The 26,358-nt window shown below is 68.0% G+C and carries 26 protein-coding genes, 1 tRNA gene and 1 pseudogene; 7 read left to right on the top strand and 21 right to left on the bottom strand.

From position 1 onward, the window contains the following. Positions 1-17: 17 nt before the first annotated feature. The 7 genes and pseudogenes from ACRWNM_RS25890 to ACRWNM_RS25860 form a co-directional block, all read right to left on the bottom strand. A complete protein-coding gene (locus ACRWNM_RS25890) occupies positions 18-1,688 on the bottom strand; it encodes a DUF885 domain-containing protein (protein WP_431970691.1) in 1,671 nt (556 codons plus the stop codon). Between the two features lie 504 nt (positions 1,689-2,192). Further along, positions 2,193-2,888 (bottom strand): ABC transporter ATP-binding protein, encoded by a 696-nt coding sequence (locus tag ACRWNM_RS25885; RefSeq protein ID WP_431970824.1) that lies wholly within the window; start codon positions 2,886-2,888, stop codon positions 2,193-2,195. A 174-nt stretch (positions 2,889-3,062) separates the two neighbouring features. Next, positions 3,063-4,088, bottom strand: a pseudogene (locus ACRWNM_RS25880) (ABC transporter ATP-binding protein); the annotation flags it as partial. After that, entirely contained in the window at positions 4,085-5,488 is a 1,404-nt protein-coding gene (locus ACRWNM_RS25875) for a branched-chain amino acid ABC transporter permease (protein WP_431970690.1), read from the bottom strand. The gene ACRWNM_RS25875 and the pseudogene ACRWNM_RS25880, both read right to left, overlap by 4 nt. Then, the gene (locus ACRWNM_RS25870; protein WP_431970689.1) at positions 5,485-6,522 is read right to left on the bottom strand and encodes a branched-chain amino acid ABC transporter permease; all 1,038 of its coding nucleotides are present in this window, start codon (positions 6,520-6,522) and stop codon (positions 5,485-5,487) included. Before ACRWNM_RS25870 ends, ACRWNM_RS25875 begins: the two co-directional genes overlap by 4 nt. An 86-nt stretch (positions 6,523-6,608) precedes the next feature. Beyond that, complete coding sequence (locus tag ACRWNM_RS25865; protein WP_431970823.1) at positions 6,609-7,685, bottom strand: branched-chain amino acid ABC transporter substrate-binding protein; 1,077 nt, start codon at positions 7,683-7,685, stop codon at positions 6,609-6,611. A 359-nt stretch (positions 7,686-8,044) separates the two neighbouring features. Further along, positions 8,045-8,662, bottom strand: coding sequence for an ANTAR domain-containing response regulator (locus ACRWNM_RS25860; RefSeq protein ID WP_431970688.1), 618 nt, complete (start codon positions 8,660-8,662; stop codon positions 8,045-8,047). A gap of 300 nt (positions 8,663-8,962) precedes the next feature. Here ACRWNM_RS25860 and ACRWNM_RS25855 point away from each other — a divergent pair. Then, positions 8,963-9,049: transfer RNA gene (locus ACRWNM_RS25855), tRNA-Leu, on the top strand. 265 nt (positions 9,050-9,314) lie between these two features. Here ACRWNM_RS25855 and ACRWNM_RS25850 read toward each other — a convergent pair. Beyond that, positions 9,315-9,671 carry a hypothetical protein gene (locus ACRWNM_RS25850; RefSeq protein WP_431970687.1) on the bottom strand — a complete coding sequence of 119 codons (357 nt, stop codon included), beginning with the start codon at positions 9,669-9,671 and terminating at the stop codon, positions 9,315-9,317. 578 nt (positions 9,672-10,249) lie between these two features. Here ACRWNM_RS25850 and ACRWNM_RS25845 point away from each other — a divergent pair. The 3 genes from ACRWNM_RS25845 (at position 10,250) to ACRWNM_RS25835 (ending at position 12,141) form a co-directional block, all read left to right on the top strand. After that, on the top strand, positions 10,250-10,762 hold the full coding sequence (locus tag ACRWNM_RS25845; RefSeq protein WP_431970686.1) for a monooxygenase family protein: 513 nt from the start codon (positions 10,250-10,252) through the stop codon (positions 10,760-10,762). 226 nt (positions 10,763-10,988) lie between these two features. Continuing rightward, positions 10,989-11,609, top strand: a complete 621-nt coding sequence (locus ACRWNM_RS25840; protein ID WP_431970685.1) for a low molecular weight phosphatase family protein — start codon at positions 10,989-10,991, stop codon at positions 11,607-11,609. A gap of 124 nt (positions 11,610-11,733) precedes the next feature. Further along, complete coding sequence (locus ACRWNM_RS25835; protein WP_431970684.1) at positions 11,734-12,141, top strand: hypothetical protein; 408 nt, start codon at positions 11,734-11,736, stop codon at positions 12,139-12,141. Between the two features lie 48 nt (positions 12,142-12,189). Here ACRWNM_RS25835 and ACRWNM_RS25830 read toward each other — a convergent pair whose 3' ends face one another. The 11 genes from ACRWNM_RS25830 to ACRWNM_RS25780 all read right to left on the bottom strand — a co-directional run bounded on the left by ACRWNM_RS25830 (position 12,190) and on the right by ACRWNM_RS25780 (position 23,660). Continuing rightward, complete coding sequence (locus tag ACRWNM_RS25830; protein ID WP_431970822.1) at positions 12,190-13,002, bottom strand: acyl-CoA thioesterase; 813 nt, start codon at positions 13,000-13,002, stop codon at positions 12,190-12,192. Between the two features lie 94 nt (positions 13,003-13,096). After that, entirely contained in the window at positions 13,097-14,518 is a 1,422-nt protein-coding gene (gene pyk, locus ACRWNM_RS25825; RefSeq protein ID WP_431970683.1) for a pyruvate kinase, read from the bottom strand. A gap of 70 nt (positions 14,519-14,588) precedes the next feature. Continuing rightward, entirely contained in the window at positions 14,589-15,257 is a 669-nt protein-coding gene (locus ACRWNM_RS25820) for an amino acid ABC transporter permease (RefSeq protein ID WP_431970682.1), read from the bottom strand. A gap of 6 nt (positions 15,258-15,263) precedes the next feature. Further along, positions 15,264-16,019, bottom strand: a complete 756-nt coding sequence (locus ACRWNM_RS25815) for an amino acid ABC transporter substrate-binding protein (RefSeq protein WP_431970681.1) — start codon at positions 16,017-16,019, stop codon at positions 15,264-15,266. A gap of 169 nt (positions 16,020-16,188) precedes the next feature. Then, entirely contained in the window at positions 16,189-16,650 is a 462-nt protein-coding gene (locus ACRWNM_RS25810) for a TM2 domain-containing protein (protein WP_357459972.1), read from the bottom strand. Between the two features lie 229 nt (positions 16,651-16,879). Further along, positions 16,880-18,097 carry a prolipoprotein diacylglyceryl transferase gene (gene lgt, locus ACRWNM_RS25805; protein ID WP_431970821.1) on the bottom strand — a complete coding sequence of 406 codons (1,218 nt, stop codon included), beginning with the start codon at positions 18,095-18,097 and terminating at the stop codon, positions 16,880-16,882. A gap of 94 nt (positions 18,098-18,191) precedes the next feature. Next, entirely contained in the window at positions 18,192-18,992 is an 801-nt protein-coding gene (gene trpA, locus ACRWNM_RS25800) for a tryptophan synthase subunit alpha (protein WP_431970680.1), read from the bottom strand. Then, complete coding sequence (trpB, locus tag ACRWNM_RS25795) at positions 18,989-20,251, bottom strand: tryptophan synthase subunit beta (RefSeq protein ID WP_431970679.1); 1,263 nt, start codon at positions 20,249-20,251, stop codon at positions 18,989-18,991. Before trpB ends, trpA begins: the two co-directional genes overlap by 4 nt. Beyond that, entirely contained in the window at positions 20,251-21,069 is an 819-nt protein-coding gene (gene trpC, locus ACRWNM_RS25790; protein ID WP_431970678.1) for an indole-3-glycerol phosphate synthase TrpC, read from the bottom strand. Before trpC ends, trpB begins: the two co-directional genes overlap by 1 nt. A 183-nt stretch (positions 21,070-21,252) precedes the next feature. Further along, positions 21,253-22,104 carry a TIGR02234 family membrane protein gene (locus ACRWNM_RS25785; RefSeq protein WP_431970677.1) on the bottom strand — a complete coding sequence of 284 codons (852 nt, stop codon included), beginning with the start codon at positions 22,102-22,104 and terminating at the stop codon, positions 21,253-21,255. Beyond that, positions 22,101-23,660 carry an anthranilate synthase component I gene (locus ACRWNM_RS25780; protein ID WP_431970676.1) on the bottom strand — a complete coding sequence of 520 codons (1,560 nt, stop codon included), beginning with the start codon at positions 23,658-23,660 and terminating at the stop codon, positions 22,101-22,103. Before ACRWNM_RS25780 ends, ACRWNM_RS25785 begins: the two co-directional genes overlap by 4 nt. 133 nt (positions 23,661-23,793) lie before the next feature. On the opposite strand from ACRWNM_RS25780, the gene ACRWNM_RS25775 reads away from it, so the two are divergent. The 3 genes from ACRWNM_RS25775 to ACRWNM_RS25765 all read left to right on the top strand — a co-directional run bounded on the left by ACRWNM_RS25775 (position 23,794) and on the right by ACRWNM_RS25765 (position 25,600). Then, complete coding sequence (locus ACRWNM_RS25775; RefSeq protein WP_431970675.1) at positions 23,794-24,255, top strand: peroxiredoxin; 462 nt, start codon at positions 23,794-23,796, stop codon at positions 24,253-24,255. 96 nt (positions 24,256-24,351) lie between these two features. Further along, complete coding sequence (locus ACRWNM_RS25770) at positions 24,352-24,948, top strand: permease (protein ID WP_431970674.1); 597 nt, start codon at positions 24,352-24,354, stop codon at positions 24,946-24,948. Between the two features lie 202 nt (positions 24,949-25,150). Then, positions 25,151-25,600 carry a MarR family winged helix-turn-helix transcriptional regulator gene (locus ACRWNM_RS25765; RefSeq protein ID WP_431970820.1) on the top strand — a complete coding sequence of 150 codons (450 nt, stop codon included), beginning with the start codon at positions 25,151-25,153 and terminating at the stop codon, positions 25,598-25,600. 90 nt (positions 25,601-25,690) lie between these two features. Here the strand turns inward: ACRWNM_RS25765 and hisI are convergent, their stop codons facing one another. Further along, complete coding sequence (gene hisI / locus ACRWNM_RS25760) at positions 25,691-26,035, bottom strand: phosphoribosyl-AMP cyclohydrolase (RefSeq protein ID WP_431970673.1); 345 nt, start codon at positions 26,033-26,035, stop codon at positions 25,691-25,693. A 7-nt stretch (positions 26,036-26,042) separates the two neighbouring features. After that, positions 26,043-26,297: a hypothetical protein gene (locus ACRWNM_RS25755; RefSeq protein WP_431970672.1), complete on the bottom strand. Its 255-nt coding sequence runs from the start codon at positions 26,295-26,297 to the stop codon at positions 26,043-26,045. Positions 26,298-26,358: the final 61 nt, after the last annotated feature.

Here is a 26,358-nt window from a genome sequence, read left to right as displayed (position 1 = left end):
TGTTCCGAGCCGAGCGCTCACAGCGTGCCGGCCAGCTCCCTGAGCACCGGCAGGCTCACCGAGCCCGAGCCGAGCACCACATCGTGAAACGCCTTGATGTCGAAGCGCTCCCCCAGCCGTTCGGCGGCCAGCGCCCGCTGCTTCCGGATCTCCAGCTGGCCCACCTTGTAGGACACCGCCTGGCCGGGAATCGCGATGTAGCGATCGATCTCGACGGTGATCTCGGTCAACCCCACCGGTGCGTTGGCCACCATGAAGTCGATGGCCCGCTGCCTGCTCCAGCCCTTCGCGTGGATGCCGGTGTCCACCACCAGGCGGCAGGAGCGCCACGAATCGCCCGCCAGCATGCCGAGCCGGTCGAGATCGTCGGCGTACAAACCCATCTCGTCGGCGAGCCGCTCGGTGTAGAGCGCCCAGCCCTCCACGAACGCGGTGTTGGCGAAGGACTGCCGCTGGAAGCGCGGCAGGTGTTCGAGCTCGTTGGCGATGGTGAGCTGCAAGTGGTGTCCCGGGATCGCCTCGTGGTAGGCCACCGCGGCGGTCTCGAAGCGTCCACGCCCCTGCGGCTCGTGCTGGTTGACGAAATACGTTCCCGGCCGGGAACCGTCCGCGGCGGGCGGGAAGTAGTACGCCGTCGGGGCGTCGGCGGCCAGGAAGTCCGGCACCGGCACGATGTCGCAGGACTGGCGGGGCAGCCTGCCGAACCAGTTCCCCATCTCGGCGGTCGCGGCGTCGAGGCAGCGTTTGGCGTCGATCATGATCTGCTCGCCGTCGCGGTAACACAGCTCGGGATCGTCGCGCAGCTTGCCGAAGATCTCCGCGAGATCCGACGTGCCCCACAGCCGCGCGCCGACCCGCGCGTATTCCTCACGCAACAAAGCCAATTCGGAAAGACCCAGTTCGTGGATCTCCTCCGCGCCCAGATCGGGCAGCGTGGTGTGGTGGTGCAGCAGGCTGCGGTAGATCTCGGCGCCGTCGTCGCCGAGCCAGCACAGACCGCTGCGCTCGTCGGGCCTGGCGGCGGGCAACAGCTCGTCGGCCAGCGCGTCGCGGTACCGCCGGAACGCGGGCCGGATCACGTCACCGGCGACCTGCGCCAGGTCGGCGCGCCACTGGGCCTCGCCGTCCCAGTCCTGCGGTCCGGCGAAGGTGACGAACGGATCGCGCGCCGGATCGGAGGCCAGGTAGCCGTCCAGCTGGTTGAGCGAGCGCTCGATGGTGATCCTGGCGGGCGCGCGGCCCGCGGCCAGACCGTCGCGGAAACGGTCCACCGCCTGGCTCAGCATGTCGCCGAGCTGTTCGTGCCGCCGCAGCAGCGCCCGCGCGTGCTCGGGTTGCGGCGCGTTGATCTGCGGCGCCGTGGTGAGCAACGCCGCGTGCACGCCGTCCATCTGATCGGAGGCCATCTCCAACGGCCGCCAGCCCAGATGATCCACCGCCGTGGCCAATTCCGCGCGCAACAGACTGCGGGTCACCCGGTTGGTGGGCGAGAGCTGGGCCGGGTCGAGCGCGTCGACCCGGCCGAGCAGATCGCGCAAGGAATCGAGCCGACGCTGTTCGGCGTCGAGCGAGAGATCCTCGATGCGATCGTCGAAACGGTGGTCACCCAGCAGCGTCGCCAGGGTGGGCGCCGCCGCCAACGTCTCGTCCCAATACCGGTCGGCCAGCCCGAGCAGCTCCTCGTCCATGAACGCACTGTATCTTTGGCGCGCTGGCGCGCGCGGGTGTTCGCGGCCCTTATGTCTCGCTTCCGAGCGATCGAGACTCGCGACTTCGTCGCATGCGCTTCGATCGCTCGGAAGCGAGACGGCCGCGAACGGGCTCGTAAGACTCGCCCTCGGAGTGGCTGGAAATGCGGGGTCGGCCCGTTTGTCCCCAGATATGGCAGCCAGTGCGCGCAGCGCTTTGCAGTCGCCTTCGTATCGCTTGCCAACGATCGAGACTCGCGACTTCGTCGCATGCGCTTCGATCGCTCGGAAGCGAGACGGCCGCGAACGGGCTCGTAAGACTCGCCCTCGGGGTGGTTGGGAGTGCGTGGATGTGCGGGCCAGCTGGATGAAGTCCGCCGGAGTCCGTAGTGCGGACGAGCCGCGCCAATTGGCCACGGCCAGCGAGCCGACCAGATCCGACCGGCTGGAGTGCGGGACGGCACCCTCGGGGAAACCGCGGGTGCCGTCGCAGGCGGTGCGCCTTTATCCGACTCCGAGGTAAGCCGACTTCACCGCGGGGTCGGTGAGCAGCTGGCTGCCGCTTCCGGTCTTGGTGACGCCGCCGGTCTCCAGGATGTAGGCGCGGTCGCTGCGGGCCAGCGCCTGCTGGGCGTTCTGCTCGACGAGCAGCACCGTGGTGCCCTGCCGGTTGATCTCCCCGATGATGCGGAAGATCTGCTGAATCACCATGGGCGCCAAGCCCATGGACGGTTCGTCCAGCAGCAGCAGGCGCGGTCGCGCCATCAGCGAGCGGCCGATGGCCAGCATCTGCTGCTCGCCGCCGGAGAGCGTGCCGCCGACCTGTTTGCGCCGCTCCAGCAGCCGGGGAAACAGGTCGAACACCCAGTCCAGGGTCTGCTGGTATTCGGCCTTCTGCGCGAAAGTGCGCCCGTAGCAGCCCATGTCGAGGTTTTCCTGCACCGTCATGCCGGGGAAAACGCCTCGGCCTTCCGGCGCCTGGATCAACCCGCCGACCACCCGTTCGTGCGCCTTCATCGTGGTGATGTCGCGGCCCTCGAACCTGATCCGCCCACGCGTCAGGGGCAGCAGTCCCGACAGCGCGCGCATGGTGGTGGTCTTGCCCGCGCCGTTCGCGCCGAGCAGGGTGACCAGCTCGCCCTCCGCGACTCGCAGCGACACGCCGTGCAGCGCTTGGATTCTGCCGTAGTTGACGACCATGTCGTCGACCTCGAGCAACGCGGGCGCGTCGCTGAAATCGCGCTCGGGTGGAGTCTGCTCTCCCTCCGCCCCCGGCTCCTTCCGTACGCTCACCGACGGCCCGCCCGGCGGCGTGATCGGCAGCTTCCTGGTCGGTTCGTCCGCCGACTCCGTTGCGCCGGAGCCCCATTCGCCTTCGCCCTCCGAACCGGGTGCGCCAGGGCCGGAGGCGCCCTCGTCCGCCGAGGACGCAGGCTTCGATTCCGCCTCCGCATCGGGCACGCCGAGGTATGCCGCGATGACCCCGGGATCATCACGGATCTCGCCGGGCAGCCCGTCGGCGATCTTGCGGCCGAACTCCAGCACCACGATCCGGTCGGTCACGCCCATGACCAGTCGCATGTCGTGCTCGATCAACAGCACGGTGAACCCGTCGTCGCGGATCTTGCGGATCAGATCCATCAGCGCCGACTTCTCGCTGGGGTTGAAGCCCGCGGCGGGCTCGTCCAGGCACAGCAGTTTCGGTTCGGTGGCCAACGCGCGGGCGATCTCCAGCCGACGCTGATCGCCGTAGGACAGGTTGCGCGCCTTCTCCACCGCGCGCGGCGCGATACCGACGAACTCGAGCAGCGCCATTCCGCGCTCGATGGCGTCGCGCTCCTCGCGGCGGTGCCGCGGGCTGCGGAACACCGCGCCGGGCACCGAGGTCTTGTGCCTGGCGTCGGTGCCGACCACCACGTTCTCCAACGCGGTCATCTCGCCGAAGAGCCGCACGTTCTGGAAGGTCCGGGCGATGCCGAGCCGGGTGATGGCGTTGCGCTTGGTCTTGGTGAGCGGCTGGCCGTCGAAATACACCAGACCGGAGGCGGGCTTGTACACGCCGGTGATCGCGTTGAAACAGGTGGTCTTGCCCGCGCCGTTGGGACCGATGAGCCCGAGGATCTCGCCGCGGCGGATCTCGAAACTCACCTTGTCCAGCGCGGTGAGTCCGCCGAACTTGACGGTCAGTTCCTCGGTCTTCAACAGCGGCGCGCCGACCTCGGTCTCGATCGTGCGGTGCGGCGCGACCACCTCGGCGACGGTCTCCTTGTCGCCGAGTTCCGGAATCACCGCGGTGACGTCGACCTCGCCCGCGCTCTTCGCTTCCTGCGGTGGCGCGGCGTAGCCCGCCGCCATGTCCTCGTTGTCGAACAGCGCGTCGCCCGCGCCGGGCCCGGTCATTTCGCCGCTCCGATCGGCTCGCCCACCGTGGGTCTGCGCACGGCCTGGTACACCTGTCTACCGTAGGTGAGCAGCTTCTGCCGGACCGGGAACAGACCCTGCGGCCGCAGAATCATCATCACCACCAACGCGATTCCGAAATACAGATACTTGAGGTCGCCGAGCGACTGGGCGCCGCCCTTGCGGAACAGCAGCACACTGCCCAGCAGCAGCGCCGCCATGACGCCGGTGAACACCATGCCGGTGATCAATCCGCGGCGCGGCCAGGCACCGAACTCGCGACCCTTGTACCGCCACAGCACCAGCAGGCCGACGAACAGCGCCACATCGGCGATCAGCAGCACGTAGCCGGTCGACTCGTCGTCCACCAGTTGCACCGAGGTCAACCGCTTGGGCAGGTAGGCGATGATGAACGCGCCGAAGATCACTCCGAGCTTGTTGCCCTGGCCACCGATCACCACGGCGCAGAGGAACAGCATCGAGTTGATGATGTTGAACCCGGTCGGGTTGATGAACTGCACCTGGCCCGCGTACATCGCGCCGGACAGCCCGCCGACCGCGGCGCCGATCAGGAACGCCCACAGCTTGAACTTGAACGTCGGCACGCCCATGATCTCGGCGGCGTCCTCGTCCTCGCGGATGGCCACCCAGGCGCGGCCGACCCGGCTGCGCTCCAGGTTGCCGACGATCAGCAGCACGATGATGACGAGCACCATGCCGAGCCAGAACCAGTAGGTACCGTAGCTGGCCCGGTCGAGCAGGTTGGCGCTGTCCGGATCGCCGGTGTTGCCCGCGGAGAACACGCCGTTGGGCTTCTCCGCCGACTCGCCCACGTGCGGGTACGCCACCCCCGACAGCCCGAGGCTGCCGTTGGTCAGCTCGTGCAGGTTGTCGGCGAGCAGTCGGACGATCTCACCGAAGCCGAGCGTGACGATCGCCAGGTAGTCCCCGCGCAGCCGCAGCGTCGGCGAGCCGAGGATGAGACCCGAGAGCGCGGTCACCGCGACCGCGATCGGCAGACAGGCGAGCCACGCCCACTCCGGATCGAGCCAGCCGCCGTCGGTCTGGTTCCACGGACTGTTCGGACTGGTCAGCAGGCCCACCGTGTAGGCGCCGATGGCGTAGAAGCCGACGTAGCCGAGGTCGAGCAGACCCGCCTGTCCGACAACGACGTTCAGGCCGATGGCGATCAGCGCGAACATCGCGAACTCGGCCATGACGAGGCCGAAGTTGTAGGCGGGGGTGTCCAGAATCGGCGGCGGGAAGAGCGGAAGCAGCGCGAGGGCGAAGATCGCGGGGACGCCGACGGCCCATTGCGCGGGCCGCGACAGCCCCTCCCACCAGGTGCGGAGCGCGTCGCCGACGCCCTGCCTCGGCGCCGTCTTGGTCAGGTCGGTCATGCGCGGGCCCTCCCGAGGCTCTCACCGAGGATGCCGGTCGGCCGGACCATCAGCACCACCACCAGCACGACGAACGCGACCACGTCGCGCCATTCGATGCCGAACAGGATCTGCCCGTACTGCTCCACGACCCCGAGCAGCAGACCGCCGAGCAGCGCGCCGCGCAGATTGCCGATGCCGCCGAGCACCGCGGCGCTGAACGCCTTGATGCCGAGGATGAAGCCGCCCGAGTAGATGATCGCCGGTGGGATCTTGATCGCGTACAGCGTCGCTGCCGCACCCGCGAGGACGCCGCCGATGAGGAAGGTCAGCATGATGACGCGTTCACGGGAGACGCCCATCAGCGTCGCGGTGTCCGGGTCCTGCGCCACGGCGCGGATGCCGCGGCCGAATTTCGTTCTGTTGATGAGCATTTCGGTGGCGATCGCGAGCACCACGGCGGACACCACGATCAGGATCGCGATATTGGTGACGTCGGCGCCGCCGAAGCTCAACTGCACCGTCGGCTCGACGAGCTGCACCGGCTGCTGGGCGTTGGTGCCGCCCAGATCGGGATTGATCTTCGGCAGGATGAAGTGCACGAACTCCTGGATCACGAACGACATGCCGATCGCGGTGATCAGGAACGACAGCGGTTTGGCCCCGCGTTTGCGCAGCGGGCGATAGGCGACCCGCTCCAGTCCGACCGCCGCGCCGCCGGACACCAGCATGCCGACGATCATCGCCAAACCGATGTAGACGACCGTCAGTAGCACGCCCTGGTTGTAGACATCGGGGCTGGCGGCGAAACCGAACAGCATCAGTCCGATCAACTGACCGAACATGCCCAACATGAATATTTCCGAATGGGCGAAATTGATGAGCCGAAGTACGCCGTAGACCAGGGTATAGCCCACCGCGACCAAGGCGTAGATGGATCCGTAGGTAACTCCGTCGACGGTCAGTCGCCAGAATTGATCGATCACTCCCTGATAGTTGAAGTCGATCGAGCCGTCGGCGAGGTATGCCACGCCGGCCAGTGCTGATGCTGTCATTCGAATAGTGCCCTCACCCGTGCCCCTCATGACACAGCACGTACGGGGGCGTTACGGGCACCCCCGTACGTGCTGGGTTCGCGGTCTTACTTGACTTCGTAGATCCAGATCTGGGCGTTGGCCAACTCGCCGTTCTGGCTCCACTTGTAGTTACGGGCCAGGCCGGGGCCGTCGTAGGAGCGCACGAACTCGAGCAGATCGGGGCGGGTGACCTTGCCGCCATCGATGCCCTTGGCCAGGATCGCGGTCAGGTCGTAGGCCTCCACCGAGTACACGCCGGGCGCCTGTCCGTTGAGCGCCTCGTAATCCTTGGCGAACTTCTCCGGAGCCGGACCACACGGGCAGGTGAGGCTCGCACCCTTGGCGGCACTGCCCGCCTGCGAGATGAACTGCGGGTCGTTGACGCCGTCCGGGCCGACGAACACGGCCTTCACGCCACCGGACTTCAGCTGCTGCGCCAGCGGCGCGCCCTCGGCGTAGTAGCCCGAGTAGAAGACCGCGTCCGGCGCCGCCGCCGCGATCTTGGTGACGGTGGCCGAGAAGTCCTTGTCACCCTTCTTGATGCTGGCCGAGCACGCCGGATCGGCGGCGGCGCCGAGGCCCTCGGTGACGCTCTTGGCCAGGCCGACACCGTAGTCGGTGTTGTCCTGCACCACGCACACCTTCTTGTAGCTCGCGGTGTTCACCAGGTACTTCGCCACCGAAGGACCCTGCACGTCGTCGTTGGCCAGGCCGCGGAAGAAGGTGGTCCAACCGTTCTGGGTCAGCGTCGCGTTGGTCGCCGACGAGGTCACCGACACCAGGCCCGCGTCGCTCAGAATCTGGCCGGTCGCCTTGGTCTCACCGGAGAACGCCGGGCCGACCAGGCCGATGATCGACCGATCGTTGACGATCTGCGGGATCACCTGGGTCGCCTTCTGCGGATCGCCCTCGGTGTCGAACTGCTTCAGCTCGATCTTGCAGCCCGGATTCGCCTTGTTGTGCTGATCCAGCGCCAGCTTCACACCGTTCACGATGTTGATGCCCAGCGCCGCATCCGGGCCGGTGAGCGCACCCGCCATGGCGATGGAGGTACCGGGAGCACAGGTGGCCTTGCCGTCACCCGCCGGATCGGCCGCCTTCGCGGGATCCGTCTTCGGCACTTCCTTACCGGCGGTGTCCACCTGCATGACCGGCTGAATGGACAGGCCCCCCGAACCGGTACCGGTCGCGCCCGAGCCGCTGTCGGTGGATTTGTCGCTACACCCGGTCAATGCGAGCGCGGCGGCAGCGCCGATCACCAATACGCTGCGCGTCGAACGACTGCGCCATGTCGAACTAAGCACGTCTCACCTCTACGTCCTGTGCTCCCCCGGCAATCCGAGGAGGCCGACCACGTCAGCCCGGTCAGAACATAGCGTTGGCACGTTAGATCCGCATCACATTCGCATCATGCAGATGACTTCGTGTCGAATTCTTTTTGGCGATCGTGTTTCCGGTGCGTAAATCTTTCCAGCCGACACCGGCCCGAGGGTGCGGCGCATCACTTCGGCGCCAGGTTCTCCAGCACCACCTCGGCAACGGCCTTCATCGTAGTCCGGCGATCCATCGCGGTCCGCTGAATCCACTTGAAAGCCTGCGGCTCGGACAAACCCTGGGTCTGCATCAGCACGCCCTTGGCCCGCTCCACCAGCTTGCGCGTCTCCAACCGATCGGCCAGATTCGCGACCTCGCTCTCCAGCGCGGTGATCTCGTGGAAACGGCTCGCCGCCAGCTCGATCGCAGGCACCAGATCCGACTTCGTGAACGGCTTCACCAGATACGCCATCGCGCCCGCGTCGCGCGCCCGCTCCACCAGGTCACGCTGGCTGAACGCGGTCAGAATCACCACCGGCGCAACACGTTTCGACGCGATCTCGGCGGCCGCGTCGATGCCGTCACGGCGCGGCATCTTCACATCCATGATCACCAGATCCGGCCGGTGCTCCACCGCGAGATCCACCGCCTGCTGCCCGTCCCCCGCCTCGCCGACCACCTGGTAGCCCTCTTCGGTCAGCATCTCGACCAGATCCATCCGGATGAGCGCCTCGTCCTCGGCAACGACGACCCGCTTCGCCCCCGCGTCCTTCTTCGTGGCGCCCCCGGCCGCAGTGCCGCTCATGCCTCCACCTCGCTGGTGCTCGGTTCCGGCATGCGCACATCGCGCTGGCACAGGATTCGCTCGCTGCGCTCACTCATAGGTAAGACCCCTCTGGTTCCGATGCCTGTCCCGACACGCACGAACAGGCCGAGGCCCACACGAACCCTGGCCTCGCCCCACCTGCATGCTGTCGAGTGATGTAAAGAGTACCTTTCAGTTCAGCCGACAACGCATATACCCTGCGTAAAGACGAAACTGTGGCGTACATGGCAACCCGTTCGCGGAAAGCCACACCGACCCGCTATAGTTCACACCCGGTGCGCCGGGTTGGCGGAACTGGCAGACGCGACGGTCTCAAAAACCGTTGTCCGAAAGGACGTGTGGGTTCGAGTCCCACACTCGGCACCAATGCTGGGTGAGCCCTGCTTGCGCGCTTCGCGGCTGCGCTGGGGCATTGGTGTTCGTGTTCATCTGGGGGTGCAACCCCCAGACCCCGCCCGGCGGGGCTGAGCCCCCCGGACCCCCCTTTCAGTGGTTACGTTCAGTGCGCCGGAGTCGGTGGTCGGTGGGTTGCGCTCGAAGGGGTGAGATCGGCGTTCGTAGGCGGGTCTCGGCTGGATGGGCGGATTCGCCGCCAGCCGCCCGGTTCACCGGCTGTGGTCCCGCTGTGCTGTCAGGAGTTCGTCACTAGCTCTCCGGCCCCCAGGAAAATCCAAGCCAACAGCAGCCACGGTGAAAGCGCCGCTGCGAGTGCGAGGGGTATCGACATACCTACCCCGAACGCGATCGCACCCTGCCATATCGTTGTCGCAGCTGTGACGATCCCGATGATCCAGGTCACCACTGGCACGGCGGCGAGTGCGAGCAACCAAAGTTGATAGCCGGTGAGGATCGTCTCGCGCCCGACCAGCCGGACCATGCGCTTGCCGGTCAGCACCGCGAGCGGGCCACCGAACTGGAAGCCGAGACCCGCCAGCACGAGCAGCAGTGGGACAGCGCTCACCAGTAATCCCACCCCGAAATCCCTCATCCTCCGAGAATTACACGTGCCGCCGCGTACGTCGAGGTGCGTGCTCTCGAATACCCGGCTGCTCATACGGCTAGGCGCTGCGTTCGCCGCACGGCTCGGTGTCACCGGAGTGTCACAAGTACCGCAAACCCTTCCGGACAACCGGATACCGAATCACCACGTCACGAGTTCGGGTGCAGGCCAGGGCGAATATCCCGGAGCGGTCTCGGAAAGTGTGGTGGCGTTGGGGATTTCCGTCCTTCACGTTCGAATCGGACCTCGAGTGAAAATCCAAACCTGTTGTCCTGCGCGGATTCTCGGCGGTGCGGCAGAAGGGTGCGCTATTGGCGTTGGTGCTTGCCTGCCGATCGGAAAGGGGAACCACGACTTCGCCGCGTGACGATCGCGTACCGACGATCTGTCATTGGCCGCCAACGCTTTGGCGAGGACTGCGCGTCGGGATCGGCGGGCCGGGATGCTGTCCGCCGCGACCGCGGCGGGTCCATAGGACATGCAGCCTGCCTTGCTGAACCGAAGGTCGGGCTGGAACGTACTTCGTAGGTGGGCGCAATCGTGCGCGCCGGTGCGGAGGTTTCTGTATGCGGGTGAACAGGACGACCGTCGACCTGTCCGGCTATCCGGATCTCGTGGTCATCTACCTCGGGATGCGGGTGCGCAGGCCGCGGGGCATGGTGCGGCTGCTCGGGCTGGGTCCCAAGCTCTATCGCTCGCATCGGGACCGGCCAGAGGGACTGCTGCTGCACGAGGACGTGGTGTGGGGGTTGTTTCCGCCGCACTGGGGAGCGCGGCAGTACTGGCGCGATCTGGACAGCCTGGAGCGGTGGACGCGGTCGGAGCCGCACCAGGACTGGTGGGCGAAATTCCTGAAGGACTCCGGCGGGACGGGATTCTGGCACGAGGCGTACTTCGCGCGCGGCGGCATCGACGCGATGTACGACGACATGGCGCCCGCCACCGGGATGGCCAGGTTCGCGCCGGTGATCGCCTCCCGCGGCCCGATGTTCTCCACCCGCGGACGGGTGTACGGCGAAAACGCCGAAGTGGCGCCGGTGATCACCGAAAACACTTATTACCGAAACGAATCCGAGTGAGTAGTCACACAATCGTCAACGGCAAGTGGATGATTGAAGGTCGAAACAGCTGGGTAAGTTCTGCGTTAAGCCCGGCGCTCGATCGTGACGTGCATCGAGAATCCGCCTGAATACCCGGGTGAGCTTTGTGTACGGCGCGCGACAGCCAGATGAATATGTGTCTGCGCACCTGTGATTCCGGCACGGCCGACTTCTGGTTCGCGACCGGCCGAATTACCGTAGCCACATGCACGTCCTGTTCGTCTGCAACGGCAATGTGTGCCGTTCGGTGATCGCCGAGCGGCTCACCCGCGCGCTCGCCGTCGAACACAACTTCGCCGGCCTCACCGCCGAAAGCGCGGGCACCCGTGCGCTTGTCGGCTTCCCCATCGAACCGCTCACCGCGCAAACCATTTCCGGTCTCGGCGCGGACCCCGACGGCTTCCGTGCGCGCAAACTGAAGCCGGAACTGATCGACCGCGCCGACCTCGTGCTAGCGATGACCGAACAGATCAGGGACCAAGCCGCCGACATGGCCTTCGGCGCCGCCTCCCGCACCTTCACGCTGCTGGAAGCGCACCGGATCGCCAAGGTCACCGGTGCACGCACGGTCGCCGACTTGCACCTGGCTCGCAACGATCTCTCCATCGTCGGCCGGGAGAACATCGGCGACCCGGTCGGCCTGTCCGAGGCCGCCTACTGCGAGGTCGGCGATCGCATCGCCGAGGCGTTGGTGCCGCTGATGCTGACGCTGGCGCCGCACGCCCAGACCCGTCCCGACGACGACCAACGCACCGGTCTGGTGGTGCAACCGGGCGCCGCACCCGCGCCGCTCTCGGCATTCCTGGCGGCGCAGCGCATCCGGTGACCGCCGCGCAACCGGGACGTGGCGGACAAACCGCGCCCGGCTATGTCGCCCATGCCCACCGAGGGATTACACTCCCCGCGGACAGCATTCGCCGTTGATGGTTCGACACAGACAGGAATCAGACATGCCGAGAATCTCGGATGTTTCGCTTCATGTTTATGTGACGCCGGAGACCCTCGAACGCGTCGTCGAGACGGTGCGCGCGGTGGTGGACGACCACCTGCACGACCGCGACGTCTTCGCGTGGCGTTTCACGTTGCCGGTCGAGCCGGAGGACCCGGCCCACGTTCTGCTCGAAACCCAATGGCGCGTAGACCATCCCGGCCAGGAGCCGGACGCGCGCCGCACCTACGAGATCGCGCTCAGCCTGGTCGGTGCGCCGCGCGATCTGACCGCCCCCGGCCTGGCCGCCCTGGAACGCCGCCTGATGATCGAAACATCCTGCGGCATAGATGATCCGGACGTGCCGCGCACGATCAGCACGCAGCGCAGGGACAGTTTCGATTTCGAGATCGAGCGGGAGATCCTGTAGCGCCCAGGCTGTTTCGGCGTGGGCGCTCGCTTCGTCGGCGGACGGGGTTCAGCCGCGCGACGGGAAGTGGCGGATGACGCCCTCCTGCACCGTGGTGGCGAGGAGTTCACCGCTACGCGAATAGAACCGACCGGTGGCCAGGCCGCGCGAGCCCGCGGCGACCGGGGACTCGGTGGCGTACAGGGCCCAGTCGTCGAAGCGGAACGGACGGTGGAACCAGATGGAGTGGTTCACCGTGGCCGCGATGATCCGGTCCAGTCCCCAGGAGAGCCCGTGCGTGGTGATGATCGAGTCGAGCACCGTCGTATCGGACGAATAGCCCAGCGTCGCGACGTGGATCAGCGGATCGTCGGGCAGCGTGCCGTCGGCGCGCATCCACACCCGGTTGTGGTTGAGCCGCTCCCCTGTGCCCTTCATGATCCAGGCGGGATCGTTGGTGTAGCGCATGTCGATCGGATGCGGCGCGTTGACGAACATCTCCAGCTTGTCCTCCAAGCCTTCGAAGCTCTCCTCGATGCGCGGCAGCTGCTCGGGGTCCGGCACCTCGGGATGAGGGTGGGCATGCTCGAGGCCCTTGCCCCAGTCCTGGAAGGCGGCCAGCATGACGAACAGCTCCTGATCGTCCTGCACGGCGGTGACCGTGCGGTTGGCGAAGGAGCGGCCGTCGCGGTGCCGGTCCACCCGGTACTCGATCGGCTGTTTCGGATCGCCGCCGCGCACGAAATGCGCGTTCACGGCGTGCACGGGCCGGTCGCCCACGGTGCGACCGGCCGCCATGATCGCCTGCGCGACCAGCTGTCCACCGAAGGTCCGGCTCCAGACCTTCTCCGGATGGTGGCCGACGAAGACGTCGGTGTCCATCTGCTCGAGATCGAGCAGACCGAGCAGCACATCCAGATCGGACCGCTTCGTCGGCTCTTGGGTGCCGACGGGGCCGCCTAGCGAAGCACTCACGCTAATGGTCCTCCTCACCGATACGGTGCACGTGGATCAGGTTGGTGGAACCGACAGTACCGGGCGGGGAGCCCGCCACGATGACGACCAGGTCGCCTTTCTTGTAACGGTCCATCGACAGCAGCGACTGGTCCACCTGGTGGATCATCGCGTCGGTGGTCTTCACCGTCGGGACGATGAAGGTCTCGGTGCCCCAGGTCAGCGCGAGCTGGCTGCGCACCTCGGGCAGCGGGGTGAAGGCGAGCAGCGGCAGCGGCGTGTGCAGCCGGGCCAGCCTGCGCACGGTGTCGCCGGACTGGGTGAACGCCACCAGCGCCTTGGCGTTGAGCCGCTCGCCGATGTCGCGCGCCGCGTAGGAGATGACACCGCGCTTGGTGCGCGGCACGTGGGTCAGCGGCGGCACCCGGGTGGAGGACTCGGCCTCGACCGCGTGCACGATGCGGGCCATCGTCCGGACCGTCTCGATCGGGTACGCGCCGACGGAGGTCTCACCGGACAGCATCACCGCGTCCGCGCCGTCGAGCACCGCGTTGGCCACGTCGGAGGCCTCGGCGCGGGTCGGGCGCGAGTTCTCGATCATCGACTCCAGCATCTGGGTCGCGACGATGACCGGCTTGGCGTTCTCCCTGGCCATCTGGATGGCCCGTTTCTGCACCAGCGGCACCTGCTCCAGCGGCAGCTCGACGCCGAGATCGCCCCGCGCGACCATGATCGCGTCGAAGGCCAGCACGATCGCCTCGAGGTTGTCGATGGCCTCGGGCTTCTCCAGCTTGCCGATCACCGGAACGCGACGGCCCATCCGGTCCATCACGTCGTGCACCAGCTCGACGTCGGAGGGCGAGCGCACGAACGAGAGCGCGATGAAGTCCACGCCCAGCTTCAGCGCGAACTCCAGGTCCTCGATGTCCTTCTCGGAGAGCGCGGGCACCGACACGTCCATGCCGGGCAGCGAGACGCCCTTGTTGTTGGAGACCGGTCCGCCCTCGGTCACCCGGCAGACCACGTCGTTGCCCTCGACGCTGGTGACCGTCAGGCCGACCTTGCCGTCGTCGACGAGCAGGCGGTCGCCGGGCTTGGCGTCCTTGGACAGCTCCTTGTACGTGGTCGAGACCCGGTCGTGAGTGCCGTCGATGTCATCGACGGTGATGCGCACTTCCTCCCCGGTCGCCCACACCGTGCGGCCCTCGATGAACCGGCCGAGCCGGATCTTGGGACCCTGTAGATCGGCCAGAATGCCAACCGCTCGGCCGACGTGGTCCGAGGCCTGGCGCACCTTCTTGTAGTTCTCGGCATGGTCGGAGTGCTCGCCATGGCTGAAATTCAGGCGAGCTACGTCCATACCGCTCTCGACGAGTTCGCGGATACGGTCCTCGGTGGCAGTGGCCGGGCCGAGCGTGCACACAATCTTCGTCCGTCGCATCACGAGTAGAGCGTAGTCCTGCTCAGTGGTACGGGCCTGTCGTGGTGTCGGTGAAGACTTGGTGAACGGGTCCTCACCGGGCGACGTGGCGGGAAAGGCGCGTCTCCAGGCGTGTCTGGCCGAAGCCGAGGATCAGGCAGATCACCCAGTAGTAGAGCGCCGCGACCCCGTAGAGGGCGAAGAAGTCGAAGGTCGGCGCGGCCGCAAGCTGCGCGGTGCGCAACAGTTCGGTTACCAGGATGGTCGAGGCCAGCGAGGTGTCCTTGACGAGCGAGATGAGCGTGTTCGACAGCGGCGGCACCGCGATCCGCGCGGCCTGCGGCAGGATGATCAGCCGCAGCATCATCGGATACGACATGCCGAGCGCCTGCGCCGCCTCCCACTGCCCGTGCGCGACCGACAGGATCGCGGCGCGCACCACCTCGGCCGCGTAGCCACCGACGTTCAGGCTGAACGCGATCACCGCCGCGGGGAACGGATCGATCACGATGTCGAACTGCGGCAGCGCGTAGAACACGATGAACAGCTGCACCAGCAGCGGCGTGCCGCGGATGATCGAGATGTAGAAGCGCGCGGGCGCGGACAGCAGCCGGCTCGGCGACATCCGCGCCAGCGCGACGAACAGCGCGAGCGCCAGCCCGATCACGAAGCTGATGGCGGTGAGCGGGATGGTCTTGGTGACGGTGGCCTCCAGCATCGGCCACAGGTTGTGCCAGATCAGCTCCCTGGTCGCGGCGTCCACGAGCGGTTATTTGCTGACGTCGACGCCGAAGTACTTGTCCGAGATCTGCCCCAGCCTGCCCTCGGCGCGCAGCTCGTCCAGCGCCCGGTTCACCTCGGCGATCAACGGATCGCCCTTGCGCGCGGCGAAGCCCATCCTGCTGGTCTCGCCGGTCTGGGCGGCGATCCTGACCGACTTGTCGCCCGAGGTCTTGGTGTACTCGTTGAACACCAGGTTGTCGTTGATCGTGCAGTCGACGCGGCCGTTCTTCAGCAACTGGATGGCCTGCACCCAGCCCTCGACGGCCTCCACCTTCGCGCCCGCGCCCGTGGCGACCGCGCCCCAGTTGCTGGTGGCGGACTGCGCTGAGGTCTTGCCCGTGAGATCGGCAAGCGAGCTGATGGCGGTGTTGTCGGCGCGAGTGACGATCACGCCCTCAGAGGTGGTGTACGGCTGGGAGAGCTCGTACTTGTTCTTGCGTTCCTCGGTGATCGAGACCTGGTTGGCGACCAAGGCAAAACGGTTGGATTCCAGGCCTGCGAAGATCGCGTCCCACGGCGTCTGCACGAATTCGACCTTGCGGCCGAGCTTCTCGGCGACGGCGCGGACCACCTCGACGTCGTAGCCGGTGAGCGCGCCGTCGGCGCCCTGATAGCTGAACGGCGAGTAGGTCCCCTCGGTGCCGACTTTCAGTACGTTCGGGTCGTCGCCGCTGCCGCAGGCGGTGAGGCCGGTGGCGGCGACGATGGCGAGCATGACGACGGAGAACAGCTTGCGACGCACGAAATCCCTCTCTCCGGTGCGGAGAATGCCCACACACGACACACAGATCAGGCCAAAATTACGCCCGTTGCGGGCTGCTGCACAGTATTCCGCTCACCGTGCGCGAAAGGATCGCATCGCGAAAACGCGAAGGGCGCCGCCTGTTCGGCGACGCCCTTCGGAGCGTGGGTCAGTCCCGCAGCGGTCGCCCGTTGGCGTCGGGGACCTTGCCGGTCAGGATCATGATCCCGTCGATGAGCGACCAGATGCCGCAGCCACCGCAGGTCACGATCTGCAAGATGCCGATGGTCGTGTAGCCCAGGTAGAAGCGACCGATACCGAGGGTGCCGACCAGCAGCTGCAGAATGCCCGCGATCATCTTCTGCTTGTCGGACAGCGGCACGCCGAAAGCGTCACGGCCGTACGGTGCGTCCGGATCGGCCGGGTTGTAGCCCTGCGGCTGCGGCTGGCCGTACGGCGCCGCGGGCGGGTAGCCACCGGGCTGCTGTCCGAACTGCTGCTGGCCGTACTGGTCGGCGGGCTGGCCGTACTGCTGCTGGCCCGACGCGTCCTTGTTCAGGTCCGGACCCGTACCCGGCGGGCCGTACTGCGGGCCGCCGAAGCCCTGGTTGTTCTGGTAAGGGTCGGTCACTTATGTCCTCCTCATCAAGTGGGCACCCATTGCTGGCCCCCGGTTCGTCGATCGCCTCGACGGGCACGCCCGCGACGATCACCGGACATTCTTGCCGCAATCGACCGGTTTTGTCGCCCCGGCGCTTCTAGGCGCGGAGTCCGAAGAACGGAATTCTTCGGACTCCGCATCGTTATCGCGCGCGGTGGCGGATGTGTTGCCGTCGCGCGCGGTCGATTTCGCGCGGCGGCTACTTGCCCTTGTCCGCCGTGGTCTTCTCGGCCGCTACGCCGGACTTAGGTTCCTCGGCGGAGTCGTCGTCCGCGTCCGGCGAATCTTTCGCCGCCGCCGTGGACTTCGGCTCCGCCTCCGCGGTGTCGGATTCCTCCCCCGCGCTCGCGGCGGACTTCTCCGGGGGCACCGTCACTGCCTTGTCGGAATCGTCGTCGACGGATTTCTCCGACGCCGCCTTCTCGGATCGATCCGACTCGTCCGCCGAGTCTGCCTCGTCCGCCGGGTCTTTCGCGGACACCTCGCTCTTGTCCAGCGTCACCGCGGTCGCGGTCGACGCACCCGCGGCGCGCAGTGCGCCGATCTGCCACGGCCACGGGCGCTTCATCGCGCCGGGCTGCAATTGCTCGGCGGTCTCGCGGCCCTTGGTGGCGAACACGAAGTAGGCGATGGCCGCGAGGAAGACCAGCGCCGAGGTGAACGAGTTGATGCGGATGCCCGCGATCTTGGTGGCCTCGTCGTCGCGCATCAGTTCGACGAAGAACCGGCCGAAGCTGTAACCCGCCACGTAGAGCGCGAACAGGCGACCGTGGCCGATCCGCCAGCGCCGGTCGATCTGCACCAGCAGCACGACGACCACCAGGTTCCAGACCAGCTCGTAGAGGAACGTGGGATGCACGATCTTCTCGACGACGCCGTTGGAGATGCCGTTCATCGGGTCGGGATCACCGTTGGAGTCGAACCGCGGGTAGATCTCCAGACCCCAGGGCACGGTGGTCTCCCGGCCGTAGAGCTCCTGGTTGAAGTAGTTGCCGAGGCGGCCGATCGCCTGGGCGAGCAGGATCGGCGGCGCGATGGCGTCGCCGAAGGCGGGCAGCGGGACTTTGTACACGCGGCAGCCGATCCAGGCGCCGATGCCGCCGAGGAACACCGCGCCCCAGATGCCGAGGCCGCCCTGCCAGATGTAGAGCGCCTCGATCGGGTTGGCGCCCGCGCCGAAGTACTTCTTCCAGTCCGTCGCCACGTGGTAGAGGCGACCGCCGATCAGACCGAACGGCACCGCGAACATGGCGACATCCAGCACCGTGCCCGCTTGACCGCCGCGCTCCTGCCAGCGCCGCTCGCCCCACCAGATGGCGACGACGATGCCGAGGATGATGCACAGGGCGTAGGCCCGCAGCGGGATCGGCCCGAGTTGCCACACGCCTTGCGGGGGGCTGGGGATATAGGCCAGCACATCGCTTCGTAACGTCACGGGGCCACCGTAGCCGAGGGCACTCGCGCGCTCTTGACGGACTCCGCCCGACAGCGCCTTCCGACGCCGGGAGGTGCTACGAGACGACGGTCGCCGAGCGCACGCCTTCGGCGAGTTCCCTCGTCAGCGCGCGCACCGCGTCCAACCCGTCGGCCGCGGCGGTGACCAGCGCCGAACCCACGATCACGCCGTCGGAGTAACTCGCGATCTCGGCGGCCTGGACGCCGTTGCGGACGCCGAGACCGACGCCGATCGGTATGTCGGAATGAGCACGGATGCGGGCGCACAGCGCGGGCGCCGCGGCCGACACCACGTCGCGCGCGCCGGTGACGCCCATGGTCGAGGACGCGTAGATGAAACCGCGGGACGCCTCGAGCGTCTTCACCAAGCGCTCTTCGGTGGAGGACGGCGCGACGAGGAAGATGCGGTCCAGATCGTGCGCGGCCGAGGCGACGAACCAGTCGTCGGCCTCCTCTGGAATCAGGTTCGGGGTGATGATGCCCGCACCGCCGGCAGCGGTCAGGTCGCGCGCGAAGCGGTCGACGCCGTACTGGAGCACCGGGTTCCAGTAGCTCATCACCACGGCCTTGCCGCCCGCCTCGGCGATCGCCTCGACCACCGTGAACACGTCACGCACCCGCACGCCGCCGCGCAGCGCCTGCTCGGCGGCGGCCTGGATGGTCGGGCCGTCCATCACCGGATCGGAGTAGGCGACGCCGACCTCGATGATGTCGCAACCGGATTCGACCATCGCGCGGCACACCTCGATGGAACCGGCCAGATCGGGGTAGCCCGCGGGCAGGTAGCCGATCAGCGCGGCCCTGTTCTCCGCGCGCGCCGCGGCGAAGGTGTTGGCGAGGCGGGACTGCTGGCTCACGACTCGGTCTCCTGCGGTGCGTCGAACAGCCCGAACCAGCGGGCCGCGGTGTCCATGTCCTTGTCGCCGCGGCCGGACAGGTTGACCAGGATGATCGCGCCGGGGCCGAGTTCCTCGCCCAGCGTCAGCGCGCCCGCCACGGCGTGCGCGGACTCGATCGCCGGGATGATGCCTTCGGCGCGGCTGAGCAGCAGCAGCGCGTCCATGGCCTCGGTGTCGGTGATCGGCAGGTACTCGGCGCGGCCGATGTCCTTGAGGTAGGCGTGCTCGGGGCCGACGCCCGGGTAGTCCAGGCCCGCGGAGATCGAGTGCGATTCGATGGTCTGGCCGTCCTCGTCCTGCAACAGGTACGAGTAGGCGCCCTGGAACGCGCCCGGCGTGCCGCCGGTGAACGTCGCGGCGTGCCTGCCGGTGTCGACGCCGTCGCCCGCCGCCTCGTAGCCGATCAGCCGGACGGCCGGATCATCGAGGAAGGCGTGGAAGATGCCGATCGCGTTGGAGCCGCCGCCGACGCAGGCGGTCACCGCGTCGGGCAGCCTGCCAGTCAGCTCCTGCACCTGCTGGCGCGCCTCGAGGCCGACGACGCGCTGGAGGTCGCGCACCATGAGCGGGAACGGGTGCGGGCCCGCCGCGGTGCCGAAGCAGTAGTAGGTCTGCTCGGCGTTGGTGACCCAGTCGCGCAGCGCCTCGTTGATGGCGTCCTTGAGCGTCTGCGAACCGGTGGTCACCGAGATGACCTCGGCGCCGAGCAGCCGCATGCGGGCCACGTTCAGCGCCTGGCGGGCGGTGTCGACCGCGCCCATGTAGATCACGCAGTCGAGACCGAGCAGCGCGCACGCGGTGGCGGTGGCGACGCCGTGCTGGCCGGCGCCGGTCTCCGCGATGACGCGGGTCTTGCCCATCCGCTTGGCGAGCAGCGCTTGGCCGAGCACGTTGTTGATCTTGTGCGAGCCGGTGTGGTTCAGGTCCTCGCGCTTGAGCAGGATGCGGGCGCCGCCCGCGTGCTCGGCGAGCCGCTTGCACTCGAACAGCGGCGACGGGCGTCCGGTGTAGTCGCGCTGCAACCGGTCCAGCTCGTCGAGGAAGGTGTGGTCGGCGCGGCACTTCTCGTACTCGGCGGTGACCTCCTCGATCACCGCCATCAGCGCCTCCGGCACGTGCCTGCCGCCGTAGACGCCGAAGTGACCGCCGAGATCCGGTTCGTGCGCGCTCGGGTGAGCGACGCCCGCACTGGCCTGGGGTAGCGCGTTCACCGCCATCACCGGCCCCGCCGAGCCGGCTTGGGGCAGGACGGGTGGGTGCCGGCGGTCACCAGCTCGGACACCGCGGCGCGCGGGTCGCCGCTGGTCACCAGGCCCTCGCCGACCAGGACCGCGTCCGCGCCCGCGCCGGCATAGGCCAGCAGGTCGGCGGTGCCGCGAATGCCGGACTCGGCGATCCGGATGACCTCGGTGGGCAGGCCGGGGGCGATGCGGGCGAACACGTCGCGGTCCACCTCGAGCGTCTTGAGGTTGCGGGCGTTCACGCCGATCACCGACGCGCCCGCGGACAGCGCGCGGTCGGCCTCCTCCTCGGTGTGCACCTCGACCAGCGCGGTCATGCCGAGCGATTCGGTGCGGTCGATGAGCGCGGACAGCACGTCCTGTTCGAGCGCGGCGACGATCAGCAGAATGACGTCGGCGCCGTGCGCGCGCGCCTCGTGGATCTGGTAGGGACCGACCACGAAATCCTTGCGCAGGATCGGGATGTTCACGGTGGCGCGCACCGCGTCCAGGTCGTCGAGCGAACCCCCGAAGCGGCGTCCCTCGGTGAGCACGCTGATGATGCGGGCGCCGCCGTCCTCGTAGGCCTTGGCCAGGCTCGCGGGGTCCGGGATGTCGGCCAGCGGTCCCTTGGACGGGCTGGCCCGCTTGACCTCGGCGATGACGCCGATGCCGTCTTCCAGGAGCGCGGCGCGCGCGTCGAGCGGGGCGGGCGCTGCGGCGGCTGCGGCCTTGATGGCCGGGAAGTCCACCAGGGCTTCCCGAGCGGCCACATCCGCGCGGACCCCGTCGAGAATCGAGTCGAGTACCGTCATCTGGCTCGAATCCTTTCTGGGGAGACGGACTTGCTGCCTGAGAATCCCCCCAGGCGCTGTCTCACCGATGCTGACAAAGAATAAATGGCTGTACCTCTTGTCTTGCGGCCGGGGTTCAGCTCAGCGGCCGACCGGCGGTCACGCCGCGCGGGGAACCCACGGGGCGCGGTGTGGGCGGTCACGTCAGCCCGCACCACCGTCCACCGCCCGGTCATGTGAGTTCGACTCGCCGGAATCGGGCTCGGCTCCGTCGCCCGCGGCAGGCCTCGTGCCGTTCCGCGAATCCGGCACCCTGCCGTTATGGGAATTCGATACCGCGCCCGGCGTGTCGTCGGTCGGGTCGGTACCCGCGTCCAGCGCGTCCCACAGCACCCGTTCCGAGAGTTGCCCCGAGGTGTCCGCGGCGCGTTGTTTGGTCACTTCCTCGGTGGCGGCCTCGCGGCGCACCACCGGGCTCTCGTACTTGCCGGAGAGCCTGCCCGACTCCCTCGGCATCCGCGCCAGCAACACGCCCGCCGCGAACGCGGCGAGTGCCGCGGCCATCGTGAGGACCGCGGGCAACGGCGCGGTGGTCACCTCGGTGACCGTGGCGCGGCCCGGCAGCTCGGCCAGCGCGGCGGCGCGTTCCTCGGTCGCGCCCTGACCGGTGAGCAGCGCGAAGGCGGGCACCGCGGTCACCGCCGCGACGAGCGTGACGAGCACGCCGACCATCCGCCGCAGCCATCCCTTGGTGGCCAGCAGCGCGGCGATGGCCGCCAGCAGCACCAGCGCCAGCGGGGTGAGCGCGCCGAACCAGACGCCGCCGTTCAGTTCGTCGGTGCGCGGTTCGGTGAGTCCGTCCGAGGACGACACCGTCACCCAGGTCAGTCGCGAGGAGCCCCACATCAGCGCCGCGGCCAGCGCCAGCAGCACGATGGCCCCGATCGGATACCTGCGCCCCTCGGCGCGGCGAACGGGCGCGACCGCCTCGGCGGCCGGGGACTCGCCGGTCTCCGCCGAGGCGCGCTGATCTCGTTCCGATTCCGCGCCGGTCATCGGACGCCGCCCGGATCCGCCGATAGGTCGGCGCCGTAGGCGCGCACGGTCTGGGCGGCGGCGACGGCCTTCAGCACCGCCATCGCCTTGTTGCGCGATTCCACGTCCTCGTAGTCCGGATCGGAATCGGCGACCACGCCCGCGCCCGCTTGGACGTAGGCGATGCCGTCCTTGAGCAGGGCGGTGCGAATGGCGATCGCGGTGTCGGCGTCGCCCGCGAAGTCGAGGTAGCCCACGACGCCGCCGTAGACGCCGCGCCGGGTCTGCTCCAGTTCCTCGATGAGCTCCATCGCCCGGACCTTCGGCGCGCCCGACAGGGTCCCCGCGGGGAAGCACGCGCTCACCGCGTCCAAGGCGACCTTGCCCGGCTTCAGCCGTCCCGACACCGTGGACACCAGGTGCATGACATGGCTGTAGCGCTCGATGTGCCGGTACTCGGTGACGCGCACCGTGCCCGGCTGGCAGACCCGCCCGAGGTCGTTGCGGCCGAGGTCGACGAGCATCAGGTGCTCGGCGTTTTCCTTCTCGTCGGCCAGCAGCCCCTTCTCCAGCAGCAGGTCGTCCTCCTCGGTGGCGCCGCGCCAGCGGGTGCCCGCGATCGGGTGCGTGGTGGCCACGCCTTCCTTCACGGTCACCAGCGATTCCGGGCTGGAGCCGACGATCGAGAAGGCCGTGCCGCCCTCGCCGTCGGGGACGTGGATCAGGTACATGTACGGGCTCGGGTTGGAGGCCCGCAGCATCCGGTACAGGTCGATCGCCTCGCCGCGATAGTCCATCTCGAACCGCTGGGAGAGCACGACCTGGAACGCCTCGCCCGCCTCGATCTCCTTGACCAGCCTGCGTACGCCGGCGCCGAACTCGTCGGAGGTGCGCTGCCTGCGGTACTGCGGCTCGGGCTGGTCGAAGACCGAGACGGTGGACGCGGCAGGAGCGGCCAGCGCTTCGGTCATCCGGTCCAGGCGGGCGACCGCGTCGTCGTAGGCCTCGTCGACGCGGTCGGACGTGCCGTTCCAGTTCACGGCGTTGGCGATCAGCGTGATGGCGCCCTCGTGGTGATCGAAGGCGGCCAGATCGGTCGCGAGCAGCAGCACCATCTCGGGCAGCTGGAGATCGTCGACGGCCGAGGAGGGCAGGCGCTCGATCCGGCGCACCGCGTCGTAGCCGAGATAACCGACCATGCCGCCGGTGAGGGGCGGCAGGCCCGGCAACCGCTCGGTCTGCAGCAGCTGCAACGTCTCGCGCAGCGCGACCAGCGGATCGCCGCCCGACGGGGCGTCTACGGGGATGTGGCCGAGCCACGCCGCCTCGCCGTCGACCACGGTGAGCGCCGACGGGCTGCCCGCGCCGATGAACGACCAGCGCGACCAGGACCGTCCGGTCTCGGCGGACTCGAACAAGAAGGTGCCAGCCCGATCGGCGGCCAGCTTGCGATAGGCCGACAGCGGAGTTTCGGAGTCCGCCAGCACCTTTCGGGTCACGGGGACCACCCGATGCTCCGCGGCGAGCAGATGGAACTGTTCGCGGGTCGTGGTGGTGGGAGTGGACGCGCCAGGCATTACTCCATCATCCCAGGGCGGACACCCGCGCTGCGCCCGGCCCGGTGCAAGGCCGCCTCGGGCCCGGTCGGCAAGCGCGCAGCGTCCGATCGGACGGTACCGAGCGTCCAGTACGCCCGGTACTGTCCCTGCTATGCAGAAAGGCCAGAGCGCCCCGCAGTTCGAGCTCCCCGACCAGTCCGGCACCCTCCGCTCCCTCGACGAGTTGCTCGCCGACGGACCACTGGTGCTGTTCTTCTACCCGGGTGCGAACACCCCGATATGCACCGCCGAGGCCTGCCACTTCCGGGACCTGTCCGCGGAGTTCGCCGCGCTCGGCGCCTCCTGCGTCGGCATCAGCACCGACGCGGTGGACACCCAGGCGGGTTTCGCCGCCAAACAGGGCCTCGGTTATCCGCTGCTCTCCGACACCGACGGCGCGGTCGCCGCGCAGTTCGGGGTCAAGCGCGGCCTGCTCGGCAAGCTCGCGCCGGTGAAGCGGCAGACCTTTGTCATCGACACCGACCGCACCGTGCTCGCGGTGATCGCCAGCGAGTTGCGGGCCAACGCGCACGCCGACGAGGCGCTGAGCTTCCTGCGCGAACGGGTCCGCTAGGCGAAACCCCGCTCCGCCTCGTCGGGAAGCGCTGACGAGGCGAAACGCCGACCGCGCTGCGGTACCGAGACCGTCCGGTCGACCTACGCTGAAACCATGACTTCGAGCGAGGTTCGGCCGGACGGCAAATCCAGCGCGACAGTCTGGCGCAATCGGATCATCGGCGGCGTGGTGCTCGTCGTGGTCCTCTTCGTCACCTATCTGGTCCTGGCCGCGTTCATTCCGCGCTGGTGGGCGCAGCGGATCGCCGAAATGGTGAGCGGCAGCTTCAGCAAGGGCATCGGCTGGGGATTCTTCTTCGGCGCGGTGTGCACCATCGTTCCGCTGTTGCTGTTGCTTTTCGCGGTGCTGATGTGGCGCAAACGGGCGGGCAAGTTCCTGGCGGGCGCCGCGGTGGTACTTGCCGTGCTGCTGGCGATACCGAATCTGATGACGCTGTCCATCGTGCTCGGCAACAGCAGCGCCGCGCACGCGGGCGAGCGCGTCCTCGACGTGGACGCGCCTGCGTTCCGCGGCGCCTGTCTCGCCGGCGCGATCATTGCGGCGCTGGTCTTCTCCGGTGTGGTGTTCTTCGTGGTGCGCCGACAGATGCGCCGCAAGAAGGCCGCCCAGCAGATCGCCTCCGCGCCACCCGCCGCCGCCCCGACGCCCGCCGCGCGGGACACGACATCGACACGCCACCACCATTTGTGAATGAACTCACGACATCGAGGATCCGTATGACCGCCGAGCGAAGTCGTGGCAAACTCGTTGCACGCGAGTGACTGTGAATTTGCTTTTTCACTGATCAATAGGCTCCCTAACTACCCACGTCACTTGGCTCGAAAGAAGGCGCATAGTGACGAAGTGGCTGGATCCCGTGGAACAACGGGCATGGCGTGCGGTCGTGGCGCTGATGACGCGGCTGCCGAGCGCCTTGGACACCCAATTGCAGCGTGAATCCGGGGTCACGCATTTCGAGTACTGGGTTTTGACCTTGCTTTCCGAGGAACCGGGGCATCGACTCCAAATGAGTGAGCTTGCCCACAAAGCAAATGCATCGCTATCACGCTTGTCGCACGTGGTGTCGAAGCTGGAGCGGCTGGGCTGGGCCCAGCGCTCGGCAACGGTGGGCCGGCGCGGCGTGCAGGCGGTGCTCACCGACGACGGTTACCTCAAGGTCGTCGAGGCGGCGCCGGGATATCTGGACGCGGTGCGGCGCTTGGTGTTCGACGAACTGGACGCCACCCAGAAGGACCAACTGGCCGACCTCAGCGAGATCCTCGCCCAGCGCCTCCCCGAGGCGGTGAGCCGGCTCGCGCCGAGCGTCGACGGCGCCGCGCGAGGCGACCGGTCGAGCGACTGAGCGCGCGTCCGGCCGTGCCGATCAGGGCGTACCTCCGCCTTCGCTCCGGCCATGCGCGGTCTTCGGACGGACTACGTCCGGCAGCGTCGTTCAGGGTTCGCCGAGCAGCAGGTCGGAATCGAAGCAGGTGTGGGTCCCGGTGTGGCACGCCGCGCCCTCCTGGTCCACGACGAGCAGCACGGTGTCGCCGTCGCAATCCAGCCGCACCTCGTGCACGTACTGGGTGTGGCCGGAGGTCTCGCCCTTGACCCAGTACTGCTGCCGCGAGCGCGAATAGTAGGTCGCCTTGCGGGATTCCAGCGTGCGGGCCAGGGCTTCGTCGTCCATCCAGGCGACCATCAGCACATCGCCGGTGCCGCGTTCCTGCGCGACGGCGGCCACCAGACCCGCGTCGTTGCGCTTGAGACGGGCGGCGATGGCGGGGTCGAGTGTCATGCCACCGTTATAACAGGGCCGTCGCCGCGTCGGTCCGGCGCGTGCGGCGCAGCGCTCCGAGGACCTCCCAGGTGCGCCGCTGGTCCTCCGGCGTGGTCAGATCCGTCTGCGTGAAGATCACGTCGGTCGCGCCTGCGTCGAAGTATTCCGCGACGCGCGAAGCGATCACGGCCTCGTCGCCGATGACGACCAGATCCGCCGCACGCCGCGCCCCGGACAGTTCGACGATCCGCCGATAGGACGGAATGTCGTCGTGCCACACCGATGCTCATGGCTCGGCCAACCCACGCGGCCGCGAGGCGATTCCGGCCCGGCCGATTCCC

The sequence above is a fragment of the Nocardia sp. bgisy134 genome, assembly GCF_965341865.1.
Taxonomy (GTDB): Bacteria; Actinomycetota; Actinomycetes; order Mycobacteriales; family Mycobacteriaceae; genus Nocardia.
The sequence above is the reverse complement of the archived record's forward strand: the minus strand, read 5'-3'. Positions and strand labels throughout refer to the sequence as shown.

Bases quoted from the DNA above. Each gene is read 5' to 3' on its own strand.
- trpC (WP_431970678.1), bottom strand. From the start codon at position 21,069: ATGACGGTACTCGACTCGATTCTCGACGGGGTCCGCGCGGATGTGGCC.
- ACRWNM_RS25840 (WP_431970685.1), top strand. From the start codon at position 10,989: ATGCACGTCCTGTTCGTCTGCAACGGCAATGTGTGCCGTTCGGTGATC.
- ACRWNM_RS25890 (WP_431970691.1), bottom strand. From the start codon at position 1,688: ATGGACGAGGAGCTGCTCGGGCTGGCCGACCGGTATTGGGACGAGACG.
- ACRWNM_RS25845 (WP_431970686.1), top strand. From the start codon at position 10,250: ATGCGGGTGAACAGGACGACCGTCGACCTGTCCGGCTATCCGGATCTC.
- ACRWNM_RS25780 (WP_431970676.1), bottom strand. From the start codon at position 23,660: ATGCCTGGCGCGTCCACTCCCACCACCACGACCCGCGAACAGTTCCAT.
- ACRWNM_RS25860 (WP_431970688.1), bottom strand. From the start codon at position 8,662: ATGAGCGGCACTGCGGCCGGGGGCGCCACGAAGAAGGACGCGGGGGCG.
- ACRWNM_RS25870 (WP_431970689.1), bottom strand. From the start codon at position 6,522: ATGACAGCATCAGCACTGGCCGGCGTGGCATACCTCGCCGACGGCTCG.
- hisI (WP_431970673.1), bottom strand. From the start codon at position 26,035: ATGACACTCGACCCCGCCATCGCCGCCCGTCTCAAGCGCAACGACGCG.
- ACRWNM_RS25885 (WP_431970824.1), bottom strand. From the start codon at position 2,888: ATGGTCGTCAACTACGGCAGAATCCAAGCGCTGCACGGCGTGTCGCTG.
- ACRWNM_RS25850 (WP_431970687.1), bottom strand. From the start codon at position 9,671: ATGAGGGATTTCGGGGTGGGATTACTGGTGAGCGCTGTCCCACTGCTG.
- ACRWNM_RS25785 (WP_431970677.1), bottom strand. From the start codon at position 22,104: ATGACCGGCGCGGAATCGGAACGAGATCAGCGCGCCTCGGCGGAGACC.
- ACRWNM_RS25835 (WP_431970684.1), top strand. From the start codon at position 11,734: ATGCCGAGAATCTCGGATGTTTCGCTTCATGTTTATGTGACGCCGGAG.
- trpB (WP_431970679.1), bottom strand. From the start codon at position 20,251: ATGGCGGTGAACGCGCTACCCCAGGCCAGTGCGGGCGTCGCTCACCCG.
- ACRWNM_RS25875 (WP_431970690.1), bottom strand. From the start codon at position 5,488: ATGACCGACCTGACCAAGACGGCGCCGAGGCAGGGCGTCGGCGACGCG.
- ACRWNM_RS25775 (WP_431970675.1), top strand. From the start codon at position 23,794: ATGCAGAAAGGCCAGAGCGCCCCGCAGTTCGAGCTCCCCGACCAGTCC.
- ACRWNM_RS25830 (WP_431970822.1), bottom strand. From the start codon at position 13,002: ATGGACACCGACGTCTTCGTCGGCCACCATCCGGAGAAGGTCTGGAGC.
- ACRWNM_RS25765 (WP_431970820.1), top strand. From the start codon at position 25,151: ATGACGCGGCTGCCGAGCGCCTTGGACACCCAATTGCAGCGTGAATCC.
- ACRWNM_RS25770 (WP_431970674.1), top strand. From the start codon at position 24,352: ATGACTTCGAGCGAGGTTCGGCCGGACGGCAAATCCAGCGCGACAGTC.